Genomic DNA, 17,461 nt, shown 5'->3' with positions numbered 1-17,461 from the left:
GTGCCGGGCATGGTGGTGCTGTGCATGGTGGTGCTCTGTGCACGGTGGCGCTGGGCACGGCGGAGGGGCGCGCTGTACGGGTGAGGGCGAGGGGGCGGACGCAGCCGGGACAGCTTTTGTACATGTACCCGTCAGTATCTGTCCAGAGTGCGGACGCGCCCGCCCCCGGTCTCACCGCAGTCGGGAAGCCTCCTGCTTGACCACCGCCCGCACCGCGTCCCGGAGTTGGTCCCGGCCCGGCTGGAGGGCGCGGTCCAGTTCGCGGGCGAACGGCAGCACGGTGCCGTCCGGGCGGGTGATCCGCCGGGGCGGGGCCACCAGCCGGTACTGCTCGGCGGCGGTGGCCAGGATCTCGCCGCCGATGCCGCAGCTGCGGTTGGAGTCGTCGACCACCACCAGCCGCCCGGTCCGCTCCAGCGAGGCGCCGAGCGCGTCCCAGTCGAACGGGTGCAGCGTGCGCGGGTCGAGCACCTCGGCCGAGATCCCCTCCGCCGCCAACTCCTCGGCCACCGCCAGTGCGTCGTGCACCAGGTGGCCGACCGCGACCACCGTGACGTCGGTGCCCGCGCGGTGGATCCGGGCCGAGCCCAGCGGGACGGCCGGCAGCTCACCGGTCACGTCGTCCCGGACGGCCAGTGCGGCGGCCGGGGCGAAGACCACCACCGGGTCCGGGTCGGCGATCGCGGAGCGGAGCAGACCGTAGGCGTCGGTCGGCGTGGCCGGCACCACGGTCTTCACGCCCATGTGGGCGAACAGGCTGTAGGGGTGGTCGGAGTGCTGCCCCGCCCAGCCGTCCCGGGAGCCCGAGCCCGGCACCAGGCAGGTCAGCGGCACGCTCGCCTGACCACCCGTCATCAGCGAGAACTTGTGCGCCTGGTTGGTCAGTTGCTCGAAGACCAGGAAGAGCAGCGCGGGGATCTGGAACTCCACCACCGGCCGCAGCCCGGCCAGCGCCGCCCCCACCGCCATCCCGGTGAAGCCCTGCTCGGAGAGCGGGGTGTCCACCACCCGGCCCGCGCCGAAGCGCTTCTGCAGCCCGAGCGTCGGCCCGGCCAGCCCGGCCCCGATGTCCTCGCCGAGCACCACCACCGAGTCGTCCTCGGCCATCGCGTCGGTCAGCGCCCGGTTGAGCGCCTTGGTGTACGAGAGCCAGCTCATCCGAGCGCCCCCGCCCTCGGCCGCAGGCCGCTGGCGTACAGGTGGTCGGCCGCGCCGGACACCTCGGGAGCCGGGGAGGAGAGCGCGAACTCCCTGGCCTGGGCGAGTAGTTCGGCCACCTCGCGGTCGACCTCCCCGGTGTCGCCGAGCAGAGCTGCGGCGTGATGCAGTGGATCCCGCAGCCGCCAGTTCTCCTGCTCCTCCTCGGAGCGGTACCCGAGCCGCATCCGCCGCTCCATGGTGTGGTGCCCCTCGAAGCGGTAGGTGGTGCACTCCAGGAAGACCGGGCCGGCCCCCGAGCGGGCGTACGCGACCGCGTCCAGCGCCGCCTCCCGGACCGCCTCGGTGTCCATCCCGTCGACTGCCACCGCCCGGATGCCGAAGGCCTCGGCCCGGCCGAGCGCGCTGCCGGCCACCGCCACCGAGGCGGGCAGGGTGGTGGCGTAGCCGTTGTTCTCGCAGACGAAGACCACCGGCACCTGCCACATCGCGGCCAGGTTGAACGCCTCCAGCACCACGCCCTGGTTGAGCGCGCCGTCGCCGAAGAAGCTGGCCACCACCCGGGACTGCCCGGCCAGCCGTGCCGCCCAGGCCGCGCCGACCGCGATCGGGGCACCCGCCCCGACGATGCCGTTCGCGCCCAGGATGCCCAGCGACAGGTCGGCGGCGTGCATCGAGCCGCCCCGGCCCCGGTTCAACCCGGTCTCCCGGCCGGTGAGTTCGGCCAGCAGCCGGGCCGGGTCGGCGCCCTTGGCGAGCACGTGGCCGTGGCCCCGGTGGGTCGAGGTGAGCTGGTCGCCCGCCTCCAGCGCCGAGCAGACCCCGACCGCCACCGCCTCCTGGCCGATGTACGGATGGGTGCCGCCGACGATGTCCCCGGTGCGCACCAGCTCCAGGGCCAGCTCCTCGAAGCCCCGGATCAGCCGGACCATCCGGTACCGGTCCCGCTCGGTGGCCAAGGGATGCGCGGCAGTCGTGGGGTCCGTGGTGGTCGTGGGGTCCGTGGCCGCCGGGGGGTGCGTGGTCGTCACACCGACCCCTGCCAGATCGGCGGGCAGAACTCCGGGTCGGCGTAGTCCGGGCGGCCGTCCGGGGTGCGGCGCACCAGCACGTCGTGGTTGTAGACCACCGGCGTGCCGTCCGCCTTCGCCCACGGGCGGTACTCGTTGGCGCCGTCCTGGAGGTGCAGCGAGACCGCCCGGCGCGGGTACGCGGCCAGGTTCGGGCCGCTGCCGTGGTAGGTGCGGCAGTGGTGGAAGCTGACGTGGCCGCGCGGGATCTCGATCGGGACCTTGACCACCTCGACGCCGTTGAACGCGGCGTTGTCGTCCAGCAGCTGGTCCAGCTCGGAGTTGTCGCGCTCGGCGAAGTGCCGGCTGGAGTCCTCGCCGGCCGGCAGCTCCCGCCAGCGGTGGCTGCCGTCCACCATGGTGATGGTGCCGTTCTCCACCCCGCAGTCGTGGAACGGGATGAAGGCGGTCAGCATCCGGTCCGAGGTGCTGGTCTGCCAGTAGTGCTTGTCGAAGTGCCAGGGCACCAGATTGCTCGGCTCGCCCGCCACCGGGGGCTTGAGGATCAGGGTGGACTGGAAGACCCGGATCTCCTCGGTGCGGGCCAGCAGCGCGGCCACCGCGCCGAGCAGCGGCTTGCGCAGGATCCGGCCGGCCGTCTCGCTCTCGTAGTGGAGGTAGTCGTTGTGCCGCTGGACGGGGCCGTCCGAGGGCTGCCAGGAGGCCAGCTTCGGCGGCCGGACCGGCAGGGTGCGGTCCCGGTGGCCCTCGTAGTACTTGTCGGTGGCGTCCTGGAGCAGGTCCAGCTCCTCGTCGGTGAAGAGCTTCTTCGACAGGTACCAGCCGTGCTCGGCGTAGTGGTCGAGCTCCTCCGGGGTGGGCAGCAGGGCGCGCTCCGCCTCGGTGAGGCTGAACTCGTGCGCGGTGGCGTCGGTCATGGCTCCGGCTCCTCTCAGTTGGCCGTGGTGGCGTGCTGGCGTTCGACGGCCTCGTAGAGGGCCTTGATGTTGGCGGAGCCGAAGGTCTCCGCGCCCTGACGCTCGATCAGCTCCAGGAAGAAGGTGCGCCGCTCGTGCACCGAGCGGGTGAAGATCTGGTACAGCTGGCCGCCGTGGTCCTGGTCCACCAGGACGCCGAGCTCGCGCAGCGTCTCGACCGGCACGCTGGTCGGTCCGACCCGGGTCGGCAGCAGCTCGTAGTACGCGTCGGGGGTGGACAGGAAGCCCACCCCGCGTGCGCCGAACTCCCGGACGGCGGTGGCGATGTCGGCGGTGTGGAAGGCCAGGTGCTGGACGCCCGCGCCCTCGTGGTTGTTTAGGAAGGTGTCGATCTGCCCTGGCTCCCGGGCCGAGTCCGGCTCGATCAGGGTGAAGGTCACCCGGCCCGAGGGGCTCTGCACCACGCTGGAGTCCATCGCCTGCCGGCCGACCTCGATGTACTCCTCGTAGATCCGCCGGAAGCCCAGCGCCTCCTCGCAGAACCGCACCGCCGCGCCCAGCTCGCCGGCCGGCACGCAGAGTGCCGCGTGGTCCAGGAAGCCCAGCAGGCCGTGCTCGTCGGCGGGTTCGTCGCTCTCCGGGACGAAGCGCAGCGAAACGTCACCGAAGCCGGAGACCAGCCCGGGGGAGAGCGGCCGGGCCCCGGCGCCGACCGCCCGGTCCAGCGCCGCGGCCGGGTCGGTGCAGGCCAGTGCGAAGACCGCGACCCCGTCGCCGTGCCGCGCCACGTACCGGGCGATCGGGTGGTCCGGCTGCTCGGCCGAGGTCAGCAGGAAGCGGATGGTGCCCTGGCTCAGCCAGATCCGCCGCACCCCCGGCTCGGCCGGGGCCGGGGTGACGGTGAAGTCGAAGGCAGTGGCCAGATCGGCGGCGAAGCGGTCGGCGTCCGCGCAGTGGAACTCGACGTGGGCGATGCTCTGGACGGTCAACGGATCTCTCCAGGCTGCTGATGACGGCCGGTGGTGGACGGCTCGCCGAAGATCAAGCTGAGGTTGTGCCCGCCGAAGGCGAAGGAGTTGGACAGCGCGGCCCGTACCCGGGTCTCGCGCGGCTGCCGGACGTGGTCCAGTGCGCAGGCCGGGTCGGGCTCCAGCAGGTTGACGGTGGGCGGCAGTTGGCCCCGTTCGACGGCCAGCACCGAGATGACCGCCTCGACCGAGCCGGCCGCGCCGAGCAGGTGGCCGGTGGCGCCCTTGGTGGAGCTGACGGCGGGCCGGTGGTCGCCGAACACCGCGTTCAGCGCGGCGGATTCGGCCACATCGCCGAGCTTGGTGCCGGTGCCGTGCGCGTTCACGTAGCCGATGTCGGACGGGGCCAGCCCGGCGCTGCGCAGCGCGGCCCGCATCGCGGCGGCCGCCCCGGCGCCGTCCGGGCGGGGCATGGTCGGGTGGTGGGCGTCGGTGGTGCCGCCCCAGCCGAGCAGCTCGGCGTGCGCGGTGGCGCCCCGGGCGGCGGCGTGCTCGGCCCGCTCCAGCACCAGCACCCCGGCGCCCTCGCCGAGCACGAAGCCGTTGCGCTTGAGGTCGAACGGCCGGCTGGCCAGCGCCGGGTCCGGCCAACCCCGGGCCAGCGCCCGGGCGTTGTCGAAGGCGGCGGCCACCGTCGGGTGCAGGGACGACTCGCTGCCGCCGCAGACCACCACGTCGGCCTCGTCCGCCCGGAGCAGCCGCAGGCCCTCGGCGATCGCCTGGGCGCCGGCCGCACAGGCCGTCACGGGAGCCGAACTGTAGCCCTGGGCACCGTACTTGATGGCGACCCGGGCAGCCGCCATGTTCGACAGCATGCCCGGCAGCAGGTACGGGCTGACGGCGGGCCGGCCGCGCTGCACGCGCCCGTGCGACTGCTGCTCGAAGGTCTCCAGACCGCCGCCGCCGGTCCCGATCACCACGGCGATCCGGTCCGGCGCCACGTCCCGGCCGACCTCCAGGCCGGCGTCGGCGATCGCGTCGTCGGCGGCGGCCAGCGCCATCAGGACGAAGCGGTCGACGCAGCGGATCTCGGTCGGCGGCAGCACCTCGGTGCCGTCGATGTGCGGGGCGATCCCGGCGAACGGCAGCCAGCCGTGCGCGGCGTGCCCCTCCGGCACCGCGACGATGCCGCTGCGGCCGGCCAGCAGCGCGTCGAAGACCTCGTCGGCCTTCCGGCCGAGCGGGGTGACCAGGCCCAGGCCGGTGACGACGGCGCTCACTCGGCGGCTCCGGCAGTGCTCCCGGTCCCGGCGGTGCTCGCGGCTCCGGCAGTGCTCCCCGCGAGGGCGGCGGAGGCCGCCGCCGACTCGGCGAGGTGCTGCTCGCGCAGCAGGATCTTGCGGACCTTGCCGGTCGGGCCGAGCGGGATCCGCTCGTCCGGCACCACCAGCACCCGGCGGACGGTGGCGGCGGTGTGCTCCTCCAGCGCGGCCGTCACCTCCTTGGTGCGGTCGGCCTCCGGGTCGGCGCCGGGCACCAGTTGGAGCAGCACGTCGGTGACCACCGCACCGTCCTCGCGGACCGCGACCACGGTGCAGTCCAGCACGTCGGGGCAGGCGGCGAGCACCCGCTCCTCGGACATCGAGGTGAAGAGCCGGTGCCCGCCGCCCAGGTCGACCGAGTCCACCGCGCGGTCCACGTGGTAGTAGTAGCCCTCCTCGTCCCGGTACATCAGGTCGCCGGTCAGGAAGTAGCCGCGGACCCGGGTGCGGTAGGTGGTGACCGAGTCGTTCCAGTAACCGAGCGCCAGGGTGGGCGACTTGGTGCCCAGCTCGCCCACCTCGTGCGGGCCCAGCTCGGAGCCGTCGGGGGCCAGCACCGCGCAGTCCACGAAGGCGTGCGGGCGGCCGACGCAGCGGCCGTAGCGGTTGCTGTCCTTGCTGTGGCTGATGAAGAAGTGCGAGTGGCCCATCTCGGTGGAGCCCAGACCGTCCACGAAGACCGAGCCCGGCTCGCGGACCCGGCCCTCGCGGGAGACGGACTCCCGGGAGCCGGTGGCGATCAGGCGGCGGATGTGCGCCTCGTGCGCGCAGTCCCCCGTGTTCCACCAGAGCGCCACCGAGTCCAGCTGACGCTCGCTCAGGTCGTGCCGGGCCAGGTCGGCCCAGGTGGCCGCGAAGCCGATCACGCCGCCCGGCTGCCAGCGCTCGATGGCGTCCAGCACCCCGGCGCCGGTCTGGCTGGAGAGCACCGCGAGCTGGGCGTGCTGGCTCATCACCAGGTTGGAGATGATCAGCGTGGCGGCGTGCGGGGCGGGCAGCGCGGAGAGCATCCGCTCGGAGCCCTGCGGGCGGGGCAGCGCCAGGCGGTAGCGGATCGCCGCGTAGAGGCTGTCGTGCGAGTGCACCACGGCCTTGGGCAGGCCCGTGGTGCCGGAGGAGTGGGTGATCGCGACCGGGTCGCCGCCCCAGTGCCGGTACGGCTCGGGGGCCTGCGCCGGGTCGCCGAGGCCGAGCGAGGCGATGTCCGGCAGCAGCGGGGCGCCCGCGTCCCGGCCGGCCAGCCGCTCGCGGTGCTCGGCGTCGGTCAGGATGCCGACGGCGCGCAGGCGCTGGATGTAGAGCGCGGCCTTCTCGCCGTCCAGGTTCGGGTTGAGCAGTGCGGGGATGGCGCCGAGCCGGGCCGCCGCGAGGAAGGTCAGCACGTGGTCGGCGGCGGCGGTCGACCAGACCACCACCGGATCGCGGCGGCCGATGCCGAGGCCGTGCAGCGCGGCGGCCCGGGAGCGGACCGCGAGGTCCAGCTCGCGCAGGGTGAAGGGCTGCCAGGCCGCGTGGTCGTCGACCGGGGTGTCGAAGGTCAGCAGCGGCTCGTCGAGGCCCTCGCCGAGGGCGATCCGGGTGGCCAGCACGTTACCGGCGCCGAGCGCCGGATCTGCGGCCAGCCGGGCGCGGATGCTGCGAATGCTCACGGGCAGGGGTTCCCTTCTGGAGGCCGCACCGGGCGCACGGGGGAAGCACCGGGTGCGGTGCCGCCCGGGCGGACGGCGTCGGATGAGGGTCGGGACTACTCGGGACTGCTGATGGCTGCTCGGGTCGGTGCTGTGCTGTGCCGTGCTGCTCGGTACTGCGTGGTCCGGCGGGGTGCTGCATGGTCCGGCGGGGTGTGGCTCCGGGCCGTCGGGCTCAGGGGGCGAGCAGGACGGCCACCGCGTGGCCGGGGTCGGCCGGATCGGCCTGCTCGGCGGCGATCAGCAGCACCTCGTCGGCGTCGCCGTCGAGCAGCAGCAGATCCGCCAACTCCAGTGCCTCCCCCGGTACTTCTCCCGGTGTGGCGCTGGACGGGCTGATCGCCAGCACCGGGCCGGTGAGGCCCCAGCGGGCGGCCAGGTGGCCGAGTACCGCGTTCGGGTTGGACTGGAAGAAGAGCAGCGGGGGCACCCGGCGCTCGCCGGCCGCCGCGCGGGTGATCGCCTCGGCGGTGCCCAGGTCCCCGCTGTGGCTGGCGAGGAGCAGGGCGGTGCGCGGCGCCGCGCGGTGCTGCCCGAGGCAGCGGTCGGCGGCGGCCACCACCAGGGGGTTGAACGGGGAGTCGGCGAAGCCGGGCAGTCGGGGGAGTGCCCCGTCCTGCGGCTCGGGCCAGCGCCCCTCGGCGAGTTGCTTCACGCGGCGGCCACCAGGAGTGCGGTGTTGGCGCCGCCGAAGGCGGAGTTGAGGCTGAGCGCGTGGGTCGGTGCGGCCCGCTGCGGGCCCTCGCCGACCAGATCGAGGGCGCACTCCGGGTCCGGCCCGAGCAGCCCGGCGTTCACCGGGAGCAGGCCCTCGCGCAACGCGCCGATGGTGACGGCGAGTTCGAGCAGGGCGGAGGCCTCCAGGGCATGGCCGTGCACCGACTTGGTGGAGCTGACGGGAGGGCCGCCACCGGGGCCGAAGACCGACTCCAGTGCCCGGGCCTCCGCCTGGTCGGCCAGCGGTGAGCCGGTCGCGTTGGCGTTCACGTAGCCGACCTGACCAGGGGTCAGACCGGCCCGCTCCAGGGCGGCCCGTACGGCCCGGGCCAGGCCCGAACCGTCCGGCACCGGGCGGCAGACGTGGTACCCGTCCCCGGCCCGGCCCCAGCCCGCGATCAGGGCGAGCGGTTCGGTGCCGCGCCGCCGGGCCGCCTGCGCGGACTCCAGCACCATTGCCACCACGCCGTCGCCGAGCAGCAGCCCGGTGCGCCCGGAGCTGAACGGGCGGGCCACGCCGTCCCGGGCCAGTGCCCGGCCGGCGTCGAAGACCGCGAAGGTGTCCGGCTCGACCAGGTAGCCGGCCGCGACCAGGACGCGTTCGGCCCGGCCGTGGGTGATCAGCGCGGCGGCGTCGGCCACCGCCGAACCGGCGGCCGTGCAGGCCCCGGTGTAGACCCGGCCCCGGCCCCAGCGCTCGTGCACCGGACGGCAGGCCGCCGCCGTCACGGGGTCGCCGTGTCGGGCCAGCAGCAGCGGGCCGGGTGGCTCGTGCGGGGGCAGGCCGGCCTGTGTGACGGCCTCGGTCAGGACGGCCGGGAGCGCTTCGCCGAGGACAGGGGAGCCCGGCGCCAGCGCGGCCCGGTGGGCCTGGCGGTGCGTCACGTCGAAGCGGCCGACCGGGGTGAAGGCCGGCAGGCCCCGGGTGGCGGCGGCGACCAGCGGGGCAAGCCCGGCCCCGAAGGCGGAGCGGACACCGATCCCGGTGACCGCCACCTGGGTACCGGTCACGACCGCACGCCCCCGGCCGGGACGCCTTCGCTCGGGAGACCCTCGGCCGATGCGCCCGGGGCGAGGCCGTCCTCGGTCGGCACGACGGCCGATCGCAGCAGCTCCACCGCGTCGGTCACCGTGCGGACCGTGTCGAGGGCCTCGTCCGAGTACGCCAGCTCGCCGTAGCGCTGCTCGAACTCGGCGAGCAGCCAGGTGAGTTCGAGCGAACCCAGCTCCTCGTCCACGGTCTCCGGGGATCGGCCGCCGAAGGCGGCCAGCACGGCCAGCACCTCCGCCCGGTCGGGCGGCGGCGCGGCACTCACGCCGGGATGCCGGCAGCGGCGACGCGCTTGGCCACGTCGGCGGTGAACTCGTCGAGGGTCATCAGCGCGGTGCCCTCCATGTCGTCCAGCTCGAAGCGGACGCCGTACTGCTCCTCGACCTGGACCGCCAGGTCGGCGAGGGCCAGCGACTCCAGGTCCAGGCCGGCCGGGCCGAGGTCGGTGTCGCCGGTGACCTCGGAGACGTCGTAGTTCATCGCGGTGAGCGTGGCGAGGACGAACTCGCGGATGGTGTCCTGCATCGGGGGGCTCCGTAGACGATCGGAGGGACAGGGGAACTCACAGGAGACGCACAGGACTTGCCCAGCCACTGCCCAGTCTCGGCGGCCGGGCGGCGGCGGGTGTGGCGGGGGTCCGGTGCGGTGGGTCAGACCGCCGCGGCGGCGGCGCGCAGCCCGGCTGGGTCGCGCAGCAGCTTGCCGGTGGCGGTACGGGGAAGGGCCGGCAGTAGCGCCAGCCTGCGCGGGCGCTTGTATCCGGCGAGCCTCTGCTCCAGGCCCGCGCGGATCTGTTCGGCCCCGGCCCCCTCGGTGGGGACCAGGTACGCCTCGACCGCGCCGTGCTCGAACACCACGACCGCCTCCCGGACTTCGGGCAGAGCGGTCAGCGTGTGCTCGACCTCGGTGAGGTCGACCTTCAGCCCGCCGATCGAGACCTGCGAGTCGCGGCGGCCCTGCACGGTGAGCAGGCCGCTCGCCGCGTCGTACGCGGCGGCGTCCCGGGTGTGCAGCCAGCCGTCGGACCAGCGGGTCGGATCGGTGAGCCCGAGGTAGGGGGAGTCGGGGCGGCGGATGTGCAGCTCGCCGCCCTCGGTGCGCAGCTCCAGTCCGGGGACCGGGCGTACGCTCGGGGCAAGAGTGCCCGTCAGATCGGTGGCGATGACGCCGAGTTCGGTCATCCCGTACATGGTGCCGAGCGGCACACCGTAGCGGTCGCGGACCGCCTCGGCCACGCCGGGCCTGGTCAGCTCGCCCGCGACCACGATCCTGGTCAGGTGCGGCAGCGGTCGGGGTACGCGTACCCCGGCGAGCAGTTCGGCGTGGAAGGGGACCCCGATCACGGTGGTCGGCAGGTCCTCCTCGGCGATCGCGGCCAGGATGCCGGCCGCCGTCATCCGCTCCGGGACGGTGAGCCGGACCCGGGCGTGCAGGCTGTGCAACAGCCCGCCGACCAGGCCCAGCACGTGGACCACGGAGGAGAGCAGCACGGTGCGGCTGCCCGCCTTCGGGAAGTCCGGCAGGGTTCGGTAGCAGTCGAGTTCGCGCAGCAGGTCACCGGCGGTGCGGGCGATCACCTTGGACGGGCCGGTCGAGCCGGAGCTCAACTGGACCAGCGCGTGCGGTGACTGCGCGGCGCGGCCGTCCGGTCGCGTGGTGACGACCGGCTCCGCTTCGCTGAAGCCGCGCAGCCCCGCCGCCGGTGGCCGGTCCGCCTCGACCAGCACCTGAGGGGCGAGGCGGGTCAGCGCCGCCGCCGTCTCGTGCTCGGTCAGCCGGTGGTCCAGCAGGGCCACCTGGGCGCCGAGGCGCCAGGCGGCCAGCAGGACGCTGACGTACCCGAGCGAGGGCGGCAGCCGCAGGGCCACCGAACCGCCGGCACCGAGTCCGGCGGCGGCCAGTTCGGCCTGCCGGAGCTCGACCAGCGAGCGCAGGGTGGTACGGGTCACCGGCTTTTCGAACCGGAGACAGACTTCTTGACCGGGGCCGGCCAATAGGAAGCGATCGACCCAGCCTTCCGGTGCATCGGAATGCGGGTGTGTATCGGTGGAGAAACCGGACAACGCCACTCCACGAATCGGGGCGACAAGATTGGCAGCGGTTCGCTTTCGACGGACTGAATTCCGCGATCCCTGACCCTGGCACAGGACGATTGACCGGGTCAAGGTCTATACCAATGGGGGTTGCGGCTCCTACGCTGCCGAGCCCGGGGTCCGCCGTGCGCAGCCGTGCTGCCGCCGTTCCGGCGACCCCGCCCCGTCAGTGGCTCGCACCCGGCTTGACCTGTGCATGGCTGACGGCCCGTCGAGAGCAGGAGAGGCGCGAACCACCGTGAACCGATTTGCAGGCTGGGACTGGGAGAATCCGGAGACCCTGGCGGTCACCCTGGACGGATTCAGCGCCGGAGTGGCGGTCTGCGAGAAACTCGAACCGATGGCGGAAGGAATTCCGCGCACCCGCGCGGAATTCCAGGAGCTCGGGCTCACCGGAATCGAATTCGCCGCCTTCCGCACTGATCACCCGAACGGGCTCGGTTCCGATCTCACGCCACTGCGCAGTGCCACGGCAGTGAGTGAGTCGGGCACCCTTTACCGGGTGGACGGCGATCGCTGTTTCACCCAACTCGACATCTCCCGACCTCTTCCCTTCGAGGACGGCGTGGTCGACTGGATCTACGCCGAACACCTCATCGAGCACGTGCCGCTGAACGTCGCGCTGTACTGGCTGAAGGAGTGCCACCGGGTGCTCGCCCCGGGCGGGCTGCTCCGGATCACCACCCCTGACCTGGCCAAGTACCTCACCTCCTACGTGCAGGACGACGGCTTCCTGACCCGCCACCGCCGCCGGCTGAGCAAGCTCGGTTTCGGTCCGCCGATGCCCGACCGCAAGGCGTTCCTGATCAACCAGATCTTCGCCTACTACGGTCACCGGTGGATCTACGACCAGGCGGAACTGACCTACGTGCTGACCGAGGCGGGATTCGACGCCGAAGCCGTCCGGTTGTGCGCGTACCGTGTCGGACTGCTCACCGAAATCGCCGATCTGGACACCGCGTTCCGCAGTGACGAGACCATCTATGTCGAGGTGCAGCGACGGAGTTGACGGAGAAGCGGCCCCGCCGTTGACGAACCCGTCCCCACTTCCCGTCAGTTCCCTTTCCCCGAAGGAAGGTTGGGCGAAGCGATGCCACTCGACCCGCAAGTCCTGGCCCTGCGGGCCCGCCGGGCCGAAGCCGGTACCCCCCCTCTCTACACGCTCGACCTGGCCACCGCCCGGGCCGCCGACCTCGCCTCGATCCAGGCGGCGGGCGGCAGCCCCGAGGCCGTGCACGAGGTCGGCGAGCTGACCGTGCCGGGCCCCGGCGGGCCGCTCACGCTGCGGTTCTACCGCCCGAGCACGGCGGCCGAACTGCCCGCGCTGCTCTACCTCTTCGGGGGCGGCTGGACGCTGGGATCGCTGGACACGGGTGACGCGATCTGCCGCCGGCTGGCCAACGCGGTGGGCTGCGTCGTGGTCGGTGTCGGCTACCGGCTGGCGCCGGAGCACCCCTTCCCGGCGGCCGTCGAGGACGTGGCCGCCGCCGCCCGCTGGCTGGCGGAGCACGCCGCCGAGGTGGGTGTCGATCCGGCCCGGATCGCGGTGGGCGGAGACAGTGCGGGCGGCAATCTGGCCGCCGCGCTGACGCTTCTGGCCCGCGCGGACGGCGGACCGGGCCTCCGGCACCAGCTGCTGGTCTACCCCAACACCGACCGGCACGCCGCCACCGCCTCGCTGCTGGAGAGCGAGGACCCACTGCTGTTCAACCGCCGTTCGGTGGAGTGGTACTGGGGCCACTACCTGAAGGCGGAGGCCGACGGTGACTCGCCGCTGGCTTCACCGCTGCGGGCCGACGACCTGTCAGGACTGCCGCCGGCCACGGTGATCACCGCCGAGTACGACCCGCTGCGGGACGAGGGCGAGGCGTACGCCGAGGCGCTGCGCGCGGCCGGGGTGCCGGTGGAGCTGCGTCGCTACGAGGGGATGGTGCACGGCTTCTTCGCGATGGCGGGGGTGCTGGACGCGGGCCGCGATGCGCAGGAGTGGGCGGCGGAGCGGCTGCGGGAGGCGCTGGCATGAGCGGGGACCTGCTGCCGGGCGAGCTGCACGGCTCGCTCGCCGATCCGCTGCTGGACGCGATGACCTTCCTGAACGAGGTCACCGAACGCTACCCGGACGCGCTCTCCTTCGCCCCCGGCCGCCCGCACGAGGGCTTCTTCGAGACCGACCAGGTCGCCAAGCACCTGGAGGTCTACCTCGACCACCTGCGCGGACGGGGTCTGACGGAGGCGCAGGTGCGCACGGCGCTGTTCCAGTACGGACCGACCAAGGGCATCATCGGGGACCTGATCGCCCGCACGCTGGCCAACGACGAGGGCCTGACGGTCGAGCCGGCCTCGGTGGTGGTCACCGTCGGCGCCCAGGAGGGCATGCTGCTGGTGCTGCGCGCCCTCTGCGCCGGCCCGCAGGACGTGCTGCTGGTCAGCTCGCCCTGCTACGTCGGCGTGACCGGCGCGGCCCGGCTGCTGGACATCGCCACCGTCCCGGTCCCGGAGGGCGATTCGGTGGCGCTGGCGGCGATCGCGGGGCGGCTGCGGGCGGAGGGCCGCCGGCCCCGGGCGCTGTACGTGGTGCCGGACTTCGCCAACCCCTCCGGCACCAGCCTCCCCACGTCCGTCCGCGAGGAGCTGCTCGCGGTGGCCGGACAGCAGGACCTGCTGGTCCTGGAGGACGACCCCTACGGCTTCTTCTCCCGGACGGGCGAGCGCCGTCCCACCCTCAAGGCACTGGACCGGGACCGCCGGGTGGTGCACCTCGGCTCCTTCGCCAAGACCTGCTTCCCCGGCGCCCGCCTGGGCTACCTGATCGCCGATCAGGTGGTTCGGGCCCCGGACGGCTCCACCACCCTGCTGGCCGACCAGCTGGCCAAGCTGAAGAGCATGACCACCGTGAACACCCCGGCCCTCAGCCAGGCGGTGATCGGCGGCCTGCTGATCGCCCACGACTTCCGCCTGCGCGAGGCCAACGCCGGGGCGGTGGCGCACTACGCGGCCGGCCTGGACCGGCTGCTGGCCGAGCTGGAGCGGCACTTCCCGGCCGCCGAGCGCGAACGGCTGGGCGTGGGCTGGAACGAGCCGGAGGGCGGCTACTTCACCGTCCTCACCGTCCCGTTCACCGCCGACACGGCGGCCATGGAGCGCTGCGCGGCCCAGTACGGCGTGCTCTGGACCCCGATGGCCGACTTCTACCCGGACGGCGGCGGTGAGCACCGTCTGCGGCTCTCCATCAGTGCGCTGACGGCCGATCAGATCACCGACGGGGTGGCCCGGCTGGCCGACTTCGTCCGCGCCGAGGCGGGTGCCTGAAGGACATGACGGAGGGGGTGGGAGCCATCGGCTCCCACCCCCTCCGTCATGGCACGACTCGGGTCAGCGCACCCGCTCGGCGAACAGCCGGGCCGACCACCAGACCGCCAGCGCGGCCAGCGGAGCGATCACCGTGATGCTCTGCCAGACCACCGCGTCGCCGACCGCGCCGGAGAACAGCGAGCGCATGCCCTCCACCGCCCAGTAGAAGGGATTCCACTCGGCGATCGACCGCAGCCACTGCGGGGCGAGCGCCAGCGGCAGCAGGGTGCCGGAGAGCAGCGCGATCGGCTGTGCGGCGGTGTTCACCACCGGGGCGAGCGCGGCGTCGTTGCGCACCAGCAGGGCGATGCCGAAGGAGATCGCCGAGGTCATCAGCGCCAGCAGGCCGAGCAGCAGGAAGGCCAGCAGCAGGTCCAGCAGGCCCACGGTGAGACCGAACGGCAGCGCCAGCAGGGTGATCACCACCGCCTGGGCCAGCAGCGCCACGACCTCGCGCATGGCCCGGCCCAGCAGCAGGGCGAGCCTGCTGACCGGGGTCACCCGGGAGCGCTCGACGATGCCCGCCTTCAGCTCGCCGAGCAGGCTGAAGCCGGAGAACAGGCCACCGAAGATGACCAGCACGGCGAGCAGACCGGGGACGTAGACGCGGTAGGCCTCCGCGTAACTCCCGGCGCCCAGGGCGCCCTTGAGCAGCGGGGCGAAGAGCAGCAGGTAGAAGAGCGGCTGGACGATGCCGACGACCAGCCAGACCGGGGTGCGCCACATCAGCAGCACCTGACGCTGGAACACCAGCCAGGTGTCACGCGCGAGTTTCATCGGGGAAGGGCTCCAGGAGGTGCGGTCGGGATCAGGTCAGGGAACGGCCGGTGCGGGCCAGGAAGACGTCGTCCAGGCTGGGGCGCTGGAGCTGCACGGTGGCGGGTGTCAGACCGGCCCCTGCCAGGGCGGGCAGCAGCTGCGGGATGGCGGTGGCGCCGTCCCGGACGTAGAGCCGCAGGCCGCCCTCGGCGGGGGTCTCGGTGCGGTGCAGGTAGGGGGCGTCGGCCAGCGCCTTGGCGGCGTCGTCGGCGTCCAGGCCGGTGAGCACCACCACGTCCCCGGAGACCTCCTGCTTGAGCTCCTCGGGGGTGCCCTCGGCGACGATGCCGCCGTGGTCGATGATGCCGATCCGGTCGCAGAGGGCGTCGGCCTCGTCGAGGTAGTGGGTGGTGACGAAGACCGTCATGCCCTCGGCCCGCAGCCGGCGGATCTCCTCCCAGACGCCCGCCCGGCTGGCCGGGTCGAGGCCCACCGTGGGCTCGTCCAGGAACAGCACCGCGGGCTGGTGGATGACGCCGAGCGCGATGTCCACCCGGCGACGCTGGCCGCCCGAGTAGGTCTGGCAGGGGCGGTCCGCGAAGTCGGCCAACTCGAAGGCGGCGAGCGCCCCTTCGGCCTGCTTCAGGGCCTCGGCCTTGGACGAGCCGTACAGCCGGGCCTGGTGCACCAGCTCCTCGCGGCCGGTCACCGTGTCGGCGGTGCCGCCGCCCTGGGCGACGTAGCCGATCCGGCGGCGGACCCCGGCCGGGTCGGCCCGCAGGTCGGCCCCGGCGATGACGGCGGAGCCGCCGTCGGGACGGATCAGGGTGGCCAGCATGCGCAGGGTGGTGGTCTTCCCGGCGCCGTTGGGCCCGAGGAAGCCGTAGATCTCGCCGGCCGCCACCGACAGGTCGAGGCCGCGCACGGCGTCGACGGCGGCGGCCTTGCGGGACTGGTAGGACTTGCGCAGCCCCGTGGTCTCGATCAAGCCAGAACTCCCGTACAGGGGTGGGCCGACAGGGTGTGGAGGGGGTCGGCCGTGCAGGGGCGGCCGACGCCGGGGCAGGCCGGACACCCGGGCAGCGCGACGGCGGCCGGGGGAGCGGGCCCCGGGCGTCACCCTAGGGGGTCGGCCGGGCCCGCCACAATGGTCTGGACCAGGTCGGTGGCCGGATCCCGCCTGTCGGACGCCAGCCGCTCCAGGTGGTCAACTGCCGTGCGGGCACCGCCCGTCGCGAGCAGTTCGTGGCCGAGGCGCCCGGCCGCCGCGCGGTAGGAGGGCTCCTGGTGGACCGCGCGGACCGCCTCCGCCAGCTGCCACGGGGTGGCCCTGGCGAAGTCCACCCGGAGTCCGGCGCCGGCCGCCGCCACCCGCTCGGCCACCAGTGGCTGATCGTGCCGGATCGGTGCCAGCACCACGGGCAGGCCGTGGACCAGCGCCTCGCCGGTGGTGTTCAGCCCGCCGTGGCCGAGCAGGGCCGACAGCCGCCCCCGGGTGAGCAGTTCGAGCACCGGGGCCCGCTCGACCGGGACCGACCAGGCCGGGAAGAGCGTCCAGAGCTCCGGCGGCGCCACCACCACGGCCGGCCATTCCGGGCCCAGCAGGTGCAGCGCGGCGGCCACCCGGTGCAGGAAGTCCACCGAGACGTCGTCGGCCAGCGTGCCGGTGCTGACCAGCAGGTGACGGCGGGTCGGGTCCAGCCGCTCCCACGGGAAGTCGGTCTGCGCGGGGCGGGCCGACAGCACCGGGCCGACCAGCACGGGGGCGGCCTCGCCCGGGGCGGTGGCGGCCGGTGGCACCAGGGCCGCGCCGGTCAGGGCCAGCAGCAGGTCCGGGGAGAAGCGCGGGTCGTGGTACTCCCCGGCCGGCAGGCCGGCCCGCTGCCACAGGCCGCGCAGCCGTTCCCCGATCCACGGCTCGGCCTCCGGGAAGGGCCGCCCCAGCTCCATCAGCCCGGGTGCCAGCGAGGCCCAGGGCAGCCCGTGCCGATGGGCCGTCAGGGCGCCTGCCGGGGCGTGCTGGTCCACCACCAGCACGTCCGGCCGCTCCGTGCGCACCGCCGCGTCCAGCGCCTTCGCGGTGAAGCGGGCGTAGGGCACCACGAAGCCGTCCCAGAGCGACTCCAGGGCCTCGCGCCCCGAGCCGCCCTGCGGCCGGTACAGCCGTGACCCGGTGCGCAGCACCCGGGCGTCCGGTCCGAGCAGCGGTCGCAGCACCAGCTCGGAGCCCGCCCAGGCCACCCGGTGGCCGCGCTCGGCCAACTCGCGGCCTAGACCAATCGTGGGCAGCACGTGCCCCGCCAACGGCGGCACGACGAACAGGAAGCTGCTGGTCACAGGGGTATGACGATCCATCAGAAAGGTCTCCGGGGGTTGGGGGGCTCCGGCCGAAGAGTCGAAACACAT

17 protein-coding genes are annotated in these 17,461 nt (G+C 73.8%); 3 read left to right on the top strand and 14 right to left on the bottom strand.

Annotation, left to right across the window (positions count from 1 at the left end):
* Window positions 1–171 precede the first annotated feature (171 nt).
* From ACIRBX_RS02250 to ACIRBX_RS02200, 11 genes are all read right to left on the bottom strand, one after another.
* A complete protein-coding gene (locus ACIRBX_RS02250) occupies window positions 172–1,158 on the bottom strand; it encodes an alpha-ketoacid dehydrogenase subunit beta (protein WP_402293218.1) in 987 nt (328 codons plus the stop codon).
* The gene (locus tag ACIRBX_RS02245) at window positions 1,155–2,117 is read right to left on the bottom strand and encodes a thiamine pyrophosphate-dependent dehydrogenase E1 component subunit alpha (protein ID WP_402293217.1); all 963 of its coding nucleotides are present in this window, start codon (window positions 2,115–2,117) and stop codon (window positions 1,155–1,157) included. Before ACIRBX_RS02245 ends, ACIRBX_RS02250 begins: the two co-directional genes overlap by 4 nt.
* 68 nt (window positions 2,118–2,185) lie before the next feature.
* Entirely contained in the window at window positions 2,186–3,106 is a 921-nt protein-coding gene (locus ACIRBX_RS02240; protein WP_402293215.1) for a phytanoyl-CoA dioxygenase family protein, read from the bottom strand.
* Between the two features lie 14 nt (window positions 3,107–3,120).
* The gene (gene hppD / locus ACIRBX_RS02235) at window positions 3,121–4,095 is read right to left on the bottom strand and encodes a 4-hydroxyphenylpyruvate dioxygenase (protein WP_402293214.1); all 975 of its coding nucleotides are present in this window, start codon (window positions 4,093–4,095) and stop codon (window positions 3,121–3,123) included.
* Complete coding sequence (locus tag ACIRBX_RS02230; RefSeq protein ID WP_402293213.1) at window positions 4,092–5,354, bottom strand: beta-ketoacyl-[acyl-carrier-protein] synthase family protein; 1,263 nt, start codon at window positions 5,352–5,354, stop codon at window positions 4,092–4,094. Before ACIRBX_RS02230 ends, hppD begins: the two co-directional genes overlap by 4 nt.
* A complete protein-coding gene (locus ACIRBX_RS02225; protein ID WP_402293212.1) occupies window positions 5,351–7,045 on the bottom strand; it encodes a class I adenylate-forming enzyme family protein in 1,695 nt (564 codons plus the stop codon). The genes ACIRBX_RS02230 and ACIRBX_RS02225 overlap by 4 nt, the downstream gene beginning before the upstream one ends.
* 214 nt (window positions 7,046–7,259) lie before the next feature.
* Window positions 7,260–7,739 carry a hypothetical protein gene (locus ACIRBX_RS02220; RefSeq protein ID WP_402293211.1) on the bottom strand — a complete coding sequence of 160 codons (480 nt, stop codon included), beginning with the start codon at window positions 7,737–7,739 and terminating at the stop codon, window positions 7,260–7,262.
* Window positions 7,736–8,812 carry a beta-ketoacyl-[acyl-carrier-protein] synthase family protein gene (locus ACIRBX_RS02215; RefSeq protein ID WP_402293210.1) on the bottom strand — a complete coding sequence of 359 codons (1,077 nt, stop codon included), beginning with the start codon at window positions 8,810–8,812 and terminating at the stop codon, window positions 7,736–7,738. The genes ACIRBX_RS02220 and ACIRBX_RS02215 overlap by 4 nt, the downstream gene beginning before the upstream one ends.
* On the bottom strand, window positions 8,809–9,117 hold the full coding sequence (locus ACIRBX_RS02210) for an acyl carrier protein (protein WP_402293209.1): 309 nt from the start codon (window positions 9,115–9,117) through the stop codon (window positions 8,809–8,811). The genes ACIRBX_RS02215 and ACIRBX_RS02210 overlap by 4 nt, the downstream gene beginning before the upstream one ends.
* Window positions 9,114–9,377, bottom strand: a complete 264-nt coding sequence (locus tag ACIRBX_RS02205) for a phosphopantetheine-binding protein (RefSeq protein WP_402293208.1) — start codon at window positions 9,375–9,377, stop codon at window positions 9,114–9,116. The genes ACIRBX_RS02210 and ACIRBX_RS02205 overlap by 4 nt, the downstream gene beginning before the upstream one ends.
* Window positions 9,378–9,502: 125 nt before the next feature.
* Entirely contained in the window at window positions 9,503–10,801 is a 1,299-nt protein-coding gene (locus ACIRBX_RS02200) for a class I adenylate-forming enzyme family protein (RefSeq protein ID WP_402293207.1), read from the bottom strand.
* 340 nt (window positions 10,802–11,141) lie between these two features.
* Between ACIRBX_RS02200 and ACIRBX_RS02195 the strand changes: the two genes are divergently transcribed.
* From ACIRBX_RS02195 to ACIRBX_RS02185, 3 genes are all read left to right on the top strand, one after another.
* Window positions 11,142–11,954 carry a class I SAM-dependent methyltransferase gene (locus ACIRBX_RS02195; RefSeq protein WP_402293206.1) on the top strand — a complete coding sequence of 271 codons (813 nt, stop codon included), beginning with the start codon at window positions 11,142–11,144 and terminating at the stop codon, window positions 11,952–11,954.
* A gap of 81 nt (window positions 11,955–12,035) precedes the next feature.
* Window positions 12,036–12,968 carry an alpha/beta hydrolase gene (locus tag ACIRBX_RS02190; RefSeq protein WP_402293205.1) on the top strand — a complete coding sequence of 311 codons (933 nt, stop codon included), beginning with the start codon at window positions 12,036–12,038 and terminating at the stop codon, window positions 12,966–12,968.
* Entirely contained in the window at window positions 12,965–14,254 is a 1,290-nt protein-coding gene (locus ACIRBX_RS02185; protein ID WP_402293204.1) for a PLP-dependent aminotransferase family protein, read from the top strand. Before ACIRBX_RS02190 ends, ACIRBX_RS02185 begins: the two co-directional genes overlap by 4 nt.
* Before the next feature lie 63 nt (window positions 14,255–14,317).
* Here the strand turns inward: ACIRBX_RS02185 and ACIRBX_RS02180 are convergent, their stop codons facing one another.
* The 3 genes from ACIRBX_RS02180 to ACIRBX_RS02170 all read right to left on the bottom strand — a co-directional run bounded on the left by ACIRBX_RS02180 (window position 14,318) and on the right by ACIRBX_RS02170 (window position 17,392).
* The gene (locus tag ACIRBX_RS02180) at window positions 14,318–15,073 is read right to left on the bottom strand and encodes an ABC transporter permease (protein WP_402293202.1); all 756 of its coding nucleotides are present in this window, start codon (window positions 15,071–15,073) and stop codon (window positions 14,318–14,320) included.
* 31 nt (window positions 15,074–15,104) lie between these two features.
* Window positions 15,105–16,043, bottom strand: a complete 939-nt coding sequence (locus ACIRBX_RS02175; protein WP_402293200.1) for an ATP-binding cassette domain-containing protein — start codon at window positions 16,041–16,043, stop codon at window positions 15,105–15,107.
* Between the two features lie 128 nt (window positions 16,044–16,171).
* Window positions 16,172–17,392 carry a glycosyltransferase gene (locus tag ACIRBX_RS02170; RefSeq protein WP_402293198.1) on the bottom strand — a complete coding sequence of 407 codons (1,221 nt, stop codon included), beginning with the start codon at window positions 17,390–17,392 and terminating at the stop codon, window positions 16,172–16,174.
* Between the last annotated feature and the right edge of the window lie 69 nt (window positions 17,393–17,461).

This window comes from Kitasatospora sp. NPDC096147 (assembly GCF_044763225.1).
Classification (GTDB): Bacteria; Actinomycetota; Actinomycetes; order Streptomycetales; family Streptomycetaceae; genus Kitasatospora.
The sequence above is the reverse complement of the archived record's forward strand: the minus strand, read 5'-3'. Positions and strand labels throughout refer to the sequence as shown.